At 65.7% G+C, this 12,994-nt stretch carries 10 protein-coding genes; all 10 read left to right on the top strand.

Annotated features, from left to right (window positions below; genetic code table 11):
- The first annotated feature begins 48 nt into the window (after window positions 1-48).
- Window positions 49-876 carry a phosphogluconate dehydrogenase C-terminal domain-containing protein gene (locus tag BLT60_RS21360; RefSeq protein ID WP_090880024.1) on the top strand — a complete coding sequence of 276 codons (828 nt, stop codon included), beginning with the start codon at window positions 49-51 and terminating at the stop codon, window positions 874-876.
- Window positions 877-1,079: 203 nt separating this feature from the next.
- Window positions 1,080-1,829: a transcriptional regulator NanR gene (gene nanR, locus BLT60_RS21355; protein WP_090880021.1), complete on the top strand. Its 750-nt coding sequence runs from the start codon at window positions 1,080-1,082 to the stop codon at window positions 1,827-1,829.
- A gap of 420 nt (window positions 1,830-2,249) precedes the next feature.
- A complete protein-coding gene (locus BLT60_RS21345) occupies window positions 2,250-3,317 on the top strand; it encodes a LuxR C-terminal-related transcriptional regulator (protein WP_139167921.1) in 1,068 nt (355 codons plus the stop codon).
- 331 nt (window positions 3,318-3,648) lie between these two features.
- Complete coding sequence (locus BLT60_RS21340) at window positions 3,649-4,308, top strand: RraA family protein (protein WP_090880013.1); 660 nt, start codon at window positions 3,649-3,651, stop codon at window positions 4,306-4,308.
- A 169-nt stretch (window positions 4,309-4,477) separates the two neighbouring features.
- Complete coding sequence (locus BLT60_RS21335; protein ID WP_244521385.1) at window positions 4,478-5,254, top strand: SDR family NAD(P)-dependent oxidoreductase; 777 nt, start codon at window positions 4,478-4,480, stop codon at window positions 5,252-5,254.
- A 42-nt stretch (window positions 5,255-5,296) separates the two neighbouring features.
- Window positions 5,297-7,423, top strand: a complete 2,127-nt coding sequence (locus BLT60_RS21330; protein ID WP_244521384.1) for a hydantoinase/oxoprolinase family protein — start codon at window positions 5,297-5,299, stop codon at window positions 7,421-7,423.
- Between the two features lies 1 nt (window position 7,424).
- On the top strand, window positions 7,425-9,200 hold the full coding sequence (locus tag BLT60_RS21325) for a hydantoinase B/oxoprolinase family protein (protein ID WP_090880010.1): 1,776 nt from the start codon (window positions 7,425-7,427) through the stop codon (window positions 9,198-9,200).
- A 51-nt stretch (window positions 9,201-9,251) separates the two neighbouring features.
- Complete coding sequence (locus BLT60_RS21320) at window positions 9,252-10,298, top strand: LacI family DNA-binding transcriptional regulator (protein WP_090880007.1); 1,047 nt, start codon at window positions 9,252-9,254, stop codon at window positions 10,296-10,298.
- A 195-nt stretch (window positions 10,299-10,493) separates the two neighbouring features.
- Window positions 10,494-11,735 (top strand): ABC transporter ATP-binding protein, encoded by a 1,242-nt coding sequence (locus tag BLT60_RS21315; RefSeq protein ID WP_175478577.1) that lies wholly within the window; start codon window positions 10,494-10,496, stop codon window positions 11,733-11,735.
- Between the two features lie 32 nt (window positions 11,736-11,767).
- Window positions 11,768-12,958 (top strand): ABC transporter substrate-binding protein, encoded by a 1,191-nt coding sequence (locus BLT60_RS21310; RefSeq protein ID WP_175478576.1) that lies wholly within the window; start codon window positions 11,768-11,770, stop codon window positions 12,956-12,958.
- The last annotated feature ends 36 nt before the right edge of the window (window positions 12,959-12,994 follow it).

Genomic DNA, 12,994 nt, shown 5'->3' with positions numbered 1-12,994 from the left:
GTCAACTTCAACCGCCGGAAAACGGCGGTGTCTGGGGAGAGATTGAGCATGACCAAGATCGCGCTTTTCGGAGCGGGCGGCAAAATGGGGGTGCGCCTGTCGCGCAACCTGGCCAAGACCGATTTTGAAACGGCCCATGTCGAGGTGTCGGATGTAGGGCGCGATCGCTTGCGTCAGGAACTGGGTCTTGAATGCGTCGATACTGCTACCGCGCTGCAGGGCGCCGATGTCATTGTGCTGGCGGTGCCGGACACGGTGATCGGCAAGGTCGCGGCGGGCATCATCGACCAGGTTCCGAGTGGCGCCATGGTGATCTGCCTTGACGCTGCGGCACCAGCGGCGGGCCATCTGCCCGAGCGCAGCGACATTACCTATTTCGTCACACATCCCTGTCATCCGCCCATCTTCAACGACGAGATCGACCCCGAGACCAAGCGCGACTTCTTCGGCGGCATTGCCGCCAAGCAGGCGGTCGTCTGCGCGCTGATGCAGGGACCCGAGGAACACTATGCGCTCGGCGAGAAGGTCGCCAAGGCGATCTACGCCCCGGTCATGCGCTCGCACCGGATCACCGTGGAAGGCATGGCGCTGCTCGAGCCGGGCCTGTCGGAAACGGTCTGCGCGTCACTGCTCGATATCATGCGGGAAGCCATGGACGAGGTCGTCGCCCGCGGCGTGCCCAGGGAAGCCGCACGGGACTTCCTGCTCGGCCACGTCAACATCCTTGCGGCTGTCATCTTCAAGGAGATCGACGGCGTCTTCTCCGACGCCTGCAACAAGGCGATGGAGTTCGGCAAGCCGGCCCTGATGCGCGACGACTGGAAGCGCGTCTTCGAGCCGGAGGAAATCGCCGCGAGCATCAAGAGGATTACCTGAGGTCCGTTGTTCGGCGGGTTTGTCGAAGGGACATTGAGCGTGGCGCGGCGGCGCCGCTCCCTGCTTCCGGCCCGGGCCTGCCAGGGGCGTTTGCGGGGCCCGCGACGAAGGCATGTATCGGATCTCAGCTGGCAGGCGGCGTAGTTGTCATGTCCGATGACTGACGATGGATAGGGATTGGTCTTTCGACTTTCTGTAAGAGAATGACCGAGAAAAAGACAGCGATCGGACAGGGTGCGGACGAGCCGATCGTCCGCAGGAAGCTTTCCGAGCAGGTGTTCGACCGCCTTCGCCATATGATCGCCAGCGGCGAGCTTGCGCCCGGCGATGCGATGTATTCGGAACGGGAATTGATGGAACGCTTCGGCGTCGGCCGACCGGCGATCCGCGAAGCGCTGCAGTCATTGGCCAGCAAGGGCCTGATCACGATCTCCCATGGCGAGCGCAGCAGGGTCAACCGGCTGACGCCCGGCATGGCTTTCGGCCAGATGGATGAAATCGCCCGGCTGCTGCTCTCCACCGAACCGGACAATCTTGACCATCTGAAAGAGCTGCGGCGGCTTCTCGAAGTGGCGACGGTGCGCAAGGTCGCGCCAATCTGCACGCCCGAAGACATCAGCGACCTGCGGGGCCTTGTCAGCACCCAGCGCGGCCATCTCGGCGATGCCAGCGGCTTCATCCAGACCGACATCGCCTTTCATGCACGCCTGGCGGAGGCGACCGGCAACCCGCTGATCAAGGCGGTGACCGAGGCCATGCTGACCTGGCTCTTCGACTACCACGCGCCGATGCTGCGCTGGTCGGGCCGGGAGGAAACGACGCTGAGCGAGCATGAGAGCATCGTCGATTTTCTCGAGAAGAGGGACGCCGACACTGCCGCGGAGATGATGGCCGGCCACCTCGACCGGTCCGAGCCGCTTTACCGCCACCTGGGCGACAACAAGTCGGCCTGAGTCTTCCCGGAAGCCGCAGGGCGCAAGCGCTGCCTTTCCCCGCGGCCTCGCGCTTTTTGCAGTTCATTCATACGCCGAGGTGATGAGCGGGACCTGGCGGGCCGAATTTCCGTGCTGTCATCGGATCGAATGACAGGCCGGGTGACATGCCCGGACTAACTTGAGACATCGACACGGGGCACTGTCGCGCCCCGCGAAACGCCGGTCCGGGAGTTTCTAGATGTCCTGTTCAACGCTCTTCGCTGCGCACGTCATTCCAGGCGAGCGGCCCGACTACGCCCGCGCTACAGCCGAGGATGACTACTACGCTGAACACCAGGGAATGGCGCTCACCTTGCGGATGCCGGCAATTACATTCGCCCGTCTTCGGTTCGCCGTATCGGCCTTCCGTAGCGCCTATATGTCCTACGGCCTGGCGCGATGACCCTGGTTCTCGGCGCATTGGCCCGTTGTGATAGCGTGTCGGCAAGGCAAGAGGACGAGGCCATGGCCGGGGGCGACCCTGATCAGGAAAAACAGGCGATCCTTGCGGTCATCGAGGAAGAGTTCGCTGGCTTCTTTGCGCGCGACTTCGACCGCTATGCCAGGTGTTGGCTGCACGTTGAGGACTCGCTGCGCCTGGTGACGCTGGCCGGCGGTCAAATCGCCTATCTGCAGGGCTGGGAAGCCGAGGCCGCCATGACCCGGCGCTTGTTCGAGGGCCGTCCGACCCCGAATGAAACCGATCCGGCTCTCGTCAGGCGCGAGAATGTGCGGATTCGGGTCAGCGGCGATATGGCCTGGGCCAGTTTCGATCAGTATGGACCGGACACGGACGACCTGTTCATGGACGTCGGTCTGACTCATCACGTCCGTATTCTCGAGAAAGATGAGGGCCGGTGGAAGATCGTTTATGTCGGGCATGCCGACCCGAAGATCGGGACGTTCGTGTGTCCGACCGTGCGGGTCGATCGCACCGGGGCCATTCTGTGGATGAATGCCGCCGCCAAGGGCGAGCTTGCCGATCATCCGGTGTTGGCAGGAAACGGGGGGTATCTGCTCGCCCGGTCCCGCGCCGACAATACGCTGCTCCGCGCCGCGCTTGCCGCCACCGACGACTTGACGCCGGTTGACGTCAGGCGATCGGGCGCCCCGACCGATGGCGTTCTCGGGGCCATTCCCCTCGTGCTGGGCGACGGCTGTGCGGATCAATCCCATGTCGTGTGGGTGATGTATCAGGACCAGATGATCCTGGTTTCCTTCAATGACAAGGAAGCGGAGCGGAAACGCCTTTCTGCTGCGCGGACCCTCTACGGCTTGTCCAGGGGACAGGCGCGCGTGGCGGCTTCGATCGTTGAGGGCCACGACATCGTCAAGGCTGCCGAGTTGATGGGAATCAGTGCCAACACGGCCCGCACGCATCTCCAGCGGATGTTCGACAAGACAGGGGTGCGCAGCCAGACAGCGCTCGTGCGAATCCTGTTGAGCGCCAGCACCCCGACATCCTGAGTGAGGAGCGGACAAAGCCGCCGGCGCAGGATTCCTTGAAAGCGTTTGTCGACTGATTTTCCGGTACCGCCATCCCTGAATTCAAACCAGACCGATCCGCCGACGATGGAGCGGCGTCCCCATTCCTCCGGACGGAGGGCGCGTGTCGAAAGCTGCGTTCTGCCGTGCACCCGACTGGGACGAGCATCGCAGGCATGCCATTGTGGGGCGATGCAAGGCCGCCATCCGCAATCGCGATCAGAATACCGGCACGCTATCGACGTGACGGCGAAACCGGTTGACGCGCTTGCAGACGTCATTTAACGTTAAACAAAACAAACGCGAAGGTGTCATGGTGATCTTTTCCGCCGAAACAAAGCAGAAACTCTACACGGCGGTGCTGTCCGATGTTCTGGACGGACTCGGCTATCCCGATCAGGCGCTTCGGCCGTTCGTCCGGCCGCTCGACGAGTCCCTGGTCCTTCTCGGCAAGGCCCGGACCGGCGGCTATACCAACACCTATTCGGTCGAGGATGGCGAGAATCCCTACGAGCTGGAGATCAAGCTCCTCGACGACCTGAAGCCCGGCGAGGTTCCGGTCCTCGGTTGCGACGGCCCGACCGAGCGGCTGGCGCCGTGGGGCGAATTGCTGACCACCGCGGCGCTCCAGCGCGGCGGCGTCGGCTGCGTCACCGACGGCCTGGTCCGCGACGTTCGCAAGATCCGCGAACTGAAATTTCCGGTCTTTCACGGCGGCATCGGCCCGCTCGACAGCCGGGGGCGCGGCCGGATGATCGAGATGGATCGACCGGTTGCCTGCGGCGGCGTGACGGTCCATAGCGGCGACATCATTTTCGGCGATGTCGATGGCGTGGTGGTCGTTCCTCAGGCGATCGCCGAGGAAGCCTTCAAGCTCGCCCTCGCCAAGGTCACCGACGAGAATCACACGCGCGACGAGTTGCTGAAGGGTAACCTCCTCGCCGACGTCTATGCCAAATACGGTGTTCTCTAGGGCGAGCCATAACTGCCGGCGGCGGGACATCCCATGACACGCAGGTCGCGAGCGCAATCGGAGGAACGGAGCACGGTCGCTCCCATCCATCCCGGTCGCGACCTGGCTTTGCTGTTCGCCCTCGATGGCGTTGGGCGCGCGTCCGCTCATGTCTGAGCCCCGGTCCCCGGTGACTGCACCGGCACTGGCCGCCTCGGTCTTCGATGTCGCCGGCCGGGTGGCGCTGGTCACTGGCGCATCGAGCGGGCTTGGCGCCCGCTTCGCCGAGGTCCTGGCAGCCAACGGAGCCCTTGTTGCCCTGGCGGGCCGTCGGCGGGATGAACTCGACCGCCTGGCGAAGACGATTGCCGATGCCGGCGGAGTCGCCACGGTCGTCGCCTTCGATCTCCGCGACCATGCCCGCATCCCGGAGGTGTTCGCCGAGGTTGAGGCGGCGCTCGGCCCGGTTGACGTGGTGATCAACAACGCCGGCATTTCGGACGCGCGAGCCGTCGTCGACCTGACCTTCGAGGCATGGCGCGAGATCCTCGATGTCGACCTCGACGCCCTGTTCTTGATGGCGCGGGAAGCCGCCCGCCGGATGAGCGGCCGCGGCGGCGTCATCGTCAATGTCTCGTCGATCCTCGGCCTGCGCCCCAGGGCGGAAATGGCGGCTTATTCGGTCGCCAAGGCCGGCGTCGCGCAACTGTCGCGGATCATGGCGCTGGAACTTGCCGACAAGGGGGTTCGGGTCAACACGCTGGCGCCGGGCTATGTCGTCACCGGCATGAATCGCGACTTCTTCGCCAGTCCCGAGAGCGAACCGCTGGTGCGTGAGATTCCGCTCGGGCGCGTCGGCCAGGTCGACGATTTCGACGGCGCCATCCTTTTCCTTTCCTCCGATGCATCGCGCTTCATGACCGGTGCGGTGCTGGTCGTCGACGGCGGCCATGTCCTTGTCATGTAGCGCGTGCTCGCGACACCCCAGATTCACCGGAGACAGCATTCCGTGACCGACGCCCAGACCAGTTCCCGTTCCGCTTCGCCCGTCCCGGGGAGGGGGCTGCGATTTGCCGTCGATACCGGCGGCACCTTCACCGACCTGATCGTTGGCGAGCCGGATGGCAGCGTCGGCATCTACAAGGCCTCGACGACGCCGTCCGATCCGGCAGCGGGCGTGCTCGACGCCCTGTCGATCGCCGCCGCCGATGCCGGCCAGGACCTCGCGACCTATCTCGGCCGCGCCGAGATCATGGTCCACGGCACGACCCACGCGATCAACGCCATCGTCACCGGCCGCACGGCACGGACGGCATTCCTCACCACCAAGGGCCATCCCGACACGCTGGTCTTCCGCGAGGGCGGGCGCCAGGACGCCTTCAACTTCACCGTTCCCTATCCGGAGCCCTTCGTTCCCAAGGCCTTCACGTATGAGGTCAACGAGCGGCTGTTGCGCGACGGCTCGCCCCATATCGCCCTCGACGAGGCCGAGGTCATTGCCCTGATCGGCGAGCTCAAGGCGGCCGAGGTCGAGGCTGTCGCGGTCTGCCTGCTGTGGTCGATCGTCAATCCGGCGCATGAACTGGCGATCGGCCGGCTGATCGACAAGCACCTGCCAGGCGTTCCCTACACGCTGTCCCACCGCATCAATCCGTCGATCCGCGAATACCGGCGGGCGATGTCGACCTGCCTTGACGCCTCGCTGAAGCCGATCATGGGCGCCTACATGAGCGGGCTCGAGGCCCGGCTTTCCAACGCCGGCTTCGACGGGCGGCTCCTCGTCGTCACATCGCAGGGCGGGGTCATGGATGCCGCCCATGTCGCCGGGATGCCGGTGCACCTGATCAACTCCGGCCCGAGCATGGGGCCGGTCGGGGCGCGCGCCTACGCGCCGTCCGCTTCGTCCGACACGCTGATCGTCGGCGATACCGGCGGCACCACCTTCGACGTCTCGCTGGTCCGTTCCGGCCGCATCCCGCGTACCCGCGAGACATGGCTCGGCCGTCCGCTCTCGAGCCACATGACCGGGATGCCCTCGGTCGACACCAAGAGCATCGGCGCCGGCGGCGGCTCGATCGCCTGGGTCGACAGCGGCGGGTTGCTGCATGTCGGTCCGATCAGCGCCGGGGCCGTGCCCGGCCCGGTCGCCTATGGCCAGGGCGGCACCCGGCCGACGGTCACCGATGCCTCGATCGTCCTCGGCTTCATCGACGCCTCCTTCTTCCTCGGCGGCCGCATGGTTCTCGATCGCGAAGCCGCGGTCGAGGCGATCCGCCGCGAGGTGGCGGAGCCGCTCGACCTCAGCATCGAGGATGCCGCGGCGGCGATCGTCGGGCTGGCGACCGAGAACATGGTGCAGGCGATCATGGGCATTACCGTCAACCAGGGGATCGACCCGGCCCAGGCCGCCTTCGTCGCCGGCGGAGGGGCCGCCGGCATCAACTGCGTGGCGATCGGGCTTCGCCTCGGTTGCCACACGGTGCTGGTGCCGGAGACCGGCGCCGTGCTCGCCGCGGCCGGTGCGCTGGTCTCCGACCTGATGGCGCATCACCAGGCGATGTTCCACACCGACAGCCGCGCCTTCGACATCGACGGCGTCAACGCAATGCTCGAAGACCTCGAAGGCCGCTGCCGCGCCTTCGCCGAGACCACCGGGGTCGATCCGTCCGCCGTCGAGATCGACTGGTCTACGGAAGCGCGCTACCCCGATCAGGCCTGGGAGATCGAGGTGCCGCTGCGCGCCGGCCGGTTCGGCGGACCGGATGACGTCGCCGCGCTTGTCACGGATTTCCACAAGACCCATCGCGAGATCTTCGCCGTCGAGGACCCCGCCTCGGCGGTCGAGACGGTCGGCTGGAACGCCACCGTTCGCTGCAAGATCGGCGCGGACCGCCCCGGCCGGATTCGCGTGCCGGACTCGTTCGAGGCGCTGGCCCGCCGCCCGGTCTATTTCGCCGGCACCGGCTGGACCGACGCCGTCGTCCACCGCTTCGAGGCCTTGACCGAGGCGGATACCGTCACCGGGCCGGCGATCGTCGAGTCCGATTTCACGTCGGTGGTCATCGATCCGGACATCACCGCCCGTCGCGATGCGATGGGCACGCTCGTCGTCGATCTGCGCAAGGTGGAGCCGTAGCATGGAACAGAAAGCCACGCCGAAGATCGGCGGCGTCGAGATGGCGGTGCTCACCGCCCGCTTCGAGGGCATTGCCCACAAGATGGCCAACACGCTGCACCGCACCGGGCGGTCGGGCATCCTGACCATCGCGCGGGACTTCTCCTGCGTCATCCTGACGGCCGATCACGAGCTTCTGACCGCCTCGGACAGCCTGCCGATCCACGTCCTGCGCGGGCCGGAGATCATGTGCAAGACGATGACGGACAATCATCCGGAGCTTCGCCGGGGCGACGCCTATCTGCACAATTCGCCCTATCACGGCTGCACCCATCCGGCCGATCACTCGATCCTCATTCCGGTGATCGACGACGACGGCGTCCACCGCTTCACCGTCCTCGCCAAGGGCCACCAGGCCGACTGCGGCAACGCGCTGCCGACGACCTATATGGGCGCGGCCAAGGACGTCTATGGCGAGGGCGCGCTGATCTTCCCGGCGGTCAAGATCCAGAGTGACTACGAGCACAACATGGACATCGTCCGCATGTGCCGGATGCGTATCCGGGTGCCGGACCAGTGGTGGGGCGACTACCTCGCGACACTCGGCGCGGCGCGGGTCGGGGAGCGGGAGATCCTGGCGCTGGGTCGCGAGATCGGCTGGGACGCACTGCAATCCTATTGCCGCTCGTGGTTCGATTACAGCGAGCAGCGGATGGTCGACGTGATCCGCGCAATGCCGAAAGGTACGGTGACCCGCACCAGCCGTCACGACCGGTTCCCCGCCACGCCGGAGGACGGTGTCGAGATCAAGGTGACAGTCGACGTCCGTCCCGAAGACGCGATGATCGAGGTCGACCTCCGCGACAATCCCGACTGCATGGAGAACGGCATCAACCTGTCCGAGGGAACCGCCACCTCCGCGCCGATGGTCGGCATCTTCAATTCGATCGACCACACCGTGCCGAAGAACGAGGGGAGCTTCCGCCGCATCAAGGTGCATCTTCGCGACAACTGCTGCGTCGGCCGGCCGGCCCATCCGACGTCGTGTTCGGTGGCGACGACAAACCTTGCCGACCGGGTCGCCAACCCGGTCCAGTGCGCCATCGCCGACCTCGCCGATGGTCTCGGCATGGCCGAGACCGGCGCGGTCATCCCGCCATCCTCCGGTGTCATCTCCGGCACGCATGACAACGAGCCCTTCGTCAACGAGGTGTATCTCGGCTGCACGGGTGGAGCGGGCACGCCCACCACCGACGGCTGGCTGACCATCCTCCACGTCGGCAATGCCGGCATGTGCTACCAGGATTCGATCGAGATCGACGAGTTGCGCCACCCGATCCTTGTCCACGCCCGGCGGCTGATGGCCGATACCGAGGGGGCAGGGCGGTTCCGTGGTGCGCTCGGCGCCTATTCGGAATTTTCGCCGCTCGGCTGCGATATCACGGTCGCCTATGTCAGTGACGGCAACGCCAACCCGGCGGCTGGCGCGCGCGGCGGCTTGCATGGCGGGCCGTCGTCGCAGTTCCGGCGGCTGGCCGACGGGTCGCTCGAACCGGTGCCGGGATGCGCCGAGGTTGTCATCGGTCCGGATCAGGCGATGGTCTCGATCAGTTGCGGCGGTGGCGGCTACGGGCCTCCGGAGGAACGCGAACCGGAGCGGGTGGTCGCCGATGTCCGGGAAGGCTGGGTCAGTCGCGAGCGGGCGGAAACGGTCTACGCCGTCGCCTTCACCGACTCCCTGGAACTCGACACCGCGGGTACTGCGCTGATACGCAAGGATCGCGCGCAGGCGGGCTGATTCCCGTCATTTGCGCCTGTCGGCCCGGCGCCGGCCGGGGGTGACGAGACGATGAAAGCTGACCGGACTGGCAAGAGCCGGGTTCGATTGCCGACGCTCCGCGACGTTGCGGAGGACGCCGGCGTCTCGATGATGACCGTTTCCAACGTCATCAACGCGCGTACCGCCCGGGTGTCCGAGGAGACGCGGGTCCGCATCCTGGCGTCGATTGAAAAGCTCGGATACCGGCCGCAGCGCAGCGCTCGCGGCCTCCGCATGCAGCGCGAATATGCCATCGGCCTGACGATCGTCCGCCCGGACCGCCGCTTTCTCGACGATCCCTATCTCACCGAAGTCGCGGCCGGGATGAGCAATGGCCTGACCGACGCCGGCTATGGCCTGATGATCAACGGCGTGCCGGATATCGAGGGGCTGCGGACGATCGTCGCCCATGCCTCCAATGTCGACGCGCAGGCGGTCATAGCGTCGGGCCCGCGGCCGCTGCGGGAAGAGATCTACCGGATGCTCGAGAAGCTGCACCAGCCGCTGGCGATCATCCAGGACGACATGCCGGGACTCTCCGACACCTGCAGCTTCCTCCAAGACGATGCGGACGGCGCCCGGATGCTGACCGAGGCGCTGATCGCGGCTGGTGCGCACCGCATCGTCTTCGCCGCGCCGGACCACGTCTGGCCAGCGGTCGAGCGACGCGAGGCGGGCGTGCGTGCTGCCGCGCGCCGTCGTGCCAGGGTGACGCGGATCAAGTGCAACGAGGCCGATTTTCAGGTCAGCATCGCCGATATCAGCGCCGCCTTCGATCGCAACGGCGTGCCGGATGCGGTCGTCGGCGCCAACGACCAGATCGGCATCGCCGCGATCCATGCCGCCCGGCAGCGCGGTCTCGCCGTGCCGAAGGACCTGATGGTGACCGGCTTCAACGCGTTTCCCTTTCGCCAGTTCTCCGATCCGCTGATAACCAGCGTCGGCTCGCCGGCCTATGCGATCGGCGAGGCGGCTGCGCGCGGACTCCTCAGCCGGATAGGCACTGATCGTTTCGCGACGGCCAGACAGGTGCTTCCGGTGACGCTCGCCGTCGGGGCGACTGTCCGTCCCCACTGATCCCGCGCACTTCCCCGCCCACCGTGCGACCGGGCAATGCCCCGATCGTGCGCGGTCCCTGCTGCAAATTCATGCGGGCCACACGGTTCGTCGCCTTGACAAGGATGGGACCCGGTTTATAGTCCAAAAAAACATTTAACGCTAAACTTCCGTCGGGTTCATGGTCATGTTGACGCAAAGGGCAGGATTGTGCCGGTGGCTCCAGCCGCCGACCCACGTGCCGATCGGCGCCAGCGATCACCTTTCCGGCCGCACGCGGGCCAGCCTCGGCTGGCTCGCGATGCGCCGGCCGGTGGACCATCACAGCGCAGCGAGGGTCGCCTGGCGATAGAGAAGACGCTTTCGGCCGAGAACGATCTGGTCCTGAATATCGCGCATGCTTTTCACAGCTATGGCGCAACGGCGGCGCTTCGCGACGTGTCGCTCCAGGTCAGCCGCGGTGAATTCCTGACGCTTCTCGGCCCAAGCGGTTCCGGCAAGTCGACGCTTCTGCGGGTGATCGCGGGACTCGAGAATCCCGATTCAGTCGAGCGCATGGAACTGCACGGGCGCGATATCACGCGCCTGCCGCCGAACCTTCGCAACGTCTCGACCGTCTTTCAGCATTACGCGCTCTTTCCGCATATGAGCGTCGGCGAGAATGTCGAATACGGGCTGCGTATTCGCAAGGTTCCGCCGGACGAACGGCGGGCCGCCGCCGAAGAGGCGCTGAAGCTTGTGCGCCTTTCGTCGAAGTATGACCGCCGTATCCACCAGCTTTCCGGCGGCGAGCGCCAACGCGTCGCGCTCGCGCGGTCGCTGGCGACCAAGCCTGACGTTCTCCTTCTCGACGAGCCGCTTGGGGCGCTCGACGAACGGCTGCGCCTCGACATGCAGGTCGAGCTGATCGAGATCCGTCGCAAGACAGGCGGCACGTTCATCCTGGTGACTCATAGTCAGGAAGAGGCGATCACCATGAGCGATCGCATCGTCCTGATGCGCGCCGGCGCGATCGAACAGGAAGCCGATCCCAAAACGCTGTTCGAGACACCGCGCACCGCTTTCGCCGCCCGTTTCATGGGTGTCGAGAACGTCGTCACCGGCACCCTGGCCGGGATCGATGCCGGTGTTGCCGCTGTGCGCGTCGGCGATCACGTCATTCGCGGCCGACCGATCGGTGATCCCGCTGCCATGGCGCCCGGGGCGCCGGTCTTCGCGGCGATCCGCGCCGAGCGCCTGCGCTTCGACGACGCGACCGCCGGAGCCAATGTCGTCGGCGGAACGCCGGGCACCGCAATCTACAAGGGCAAGTATCTCGACACATCCTTCGCCAGCGCCATCGGCCCGCTCGTCGTGCGCCAGTGGGACACGGAGCGGGGCGCCGGTAGCGACAGCCATGTCAGCTTCCGGCCCGAGGATTGTGTCGTTGGCGTGCTTCGACAGGACGATGTCGCCTGACCGACCGGCATCACCGAAAGAGGGGAATGGACATGTCTATCAAGAAGACACGAGACGGGAAGATAAGCAGGCGCACAGTGATCAAGGGCGCGGCAATGGGGGCCGCGGCCTTCGCTGCGCCGTCGCTCATTCTCGGTGGCATCAGGAAGGCCAGGGCGGCCGAGGGGACCATCCGCATGATGGGCGGGCCGACGGTCGCGCTCGAGGACTGGAGCCTGTTCGAGAAGGAGACCGGGCTCAAGATGGAGTTCACGCCTTTCCACGTCGATGACGTGGGTGCGCTCTACAACGAGATCCTGGTCAACGAGGCCGGCGAACGCTTCGACCTGATCAACACGCTGGCCGGCGTCCAGAAGAACCTGGTGCAGCAGGGCATGGTCGCCGAACTCGATACCGCCAAGCTGAAGAACTACGCGGCGATCTCCGACACGATCAAGCGGAGCCCGGTTCTCTACGCCGGCGACAACAAGGACTGGAGCGTGCCGCTCTACTACAACGCGGACAGCTTCGGCTATTTCCCGGAGAAGCTCGGCCTGCCGCGTCCGCCGGATGCGCTGGACTGGGACCTGCTGCTCAACAGCGAGCAGACCCTCGGCCAGACCGCGCTCGACGGCGACAACATCGCGCTGATGATCGGCGGCATGTACCTCAAGAACCGTGGCCTCGCCGAGATCGGCGATCCGGCCAACATGACGGCGTCGGAGGTCAACACGGCGGCGAACTTCATGATCGAGCGCAAGCAGGCGGGACAGTTCCGCGCCCTGTGGAAGACCTATGACGAACAGGTCGCCAATTTCGTCAATGGCGAAGTGCTGGTCCAGCGGTGCTGGGAGCCGGCGGTGAAGGAGGCCAAGGCCAAGGGTCTCGACGTCGAATACGCCACCTGCAAGGATTTCCACATCAACTGGATGCACGCGACCTTCATCCCGGTGCAGGCGGCCGAACGCGACAATCTCGACGAGATCTACACGGCGATCGACTGGTTCCTGGGCGGTTCCTATGCGGCCGAGCTCGCGGTTCTCCGCGGCTATACCGGTTCGCGCATGGATCTCGGCCTAGCCTTTGCCAGCGACAACGACTGGCCGCAGGACAAGATCGCCCAGATCGAGGCGAATATCGTCAAGGTCGACACCAAGTTCTCCAATCCGGATTTCTGGATTGGCGGGGCTCCCGACGATCTTGCCGCCTATGATGCGGAGATGGCGCGGTTCCGGAACGCCTGATCCGACGGGCAGCGGCGGGGGCCTGTTCTCCCACCC

Source organism: Bauldia litoralis (assembly GCF_900104485.1).
Taxonomy (GTDB): domain Bacteria; phylum Pseudomonadota; class Alphaproteobacteria; order Rhizobiales; family Kaistiaceae; genus Bauldia; species Bauldia litoralis.
Note: the sequence above shows the minus strand (reverse complement) of the source record. Positions and strands in the feature narration are given on the sequence as shown.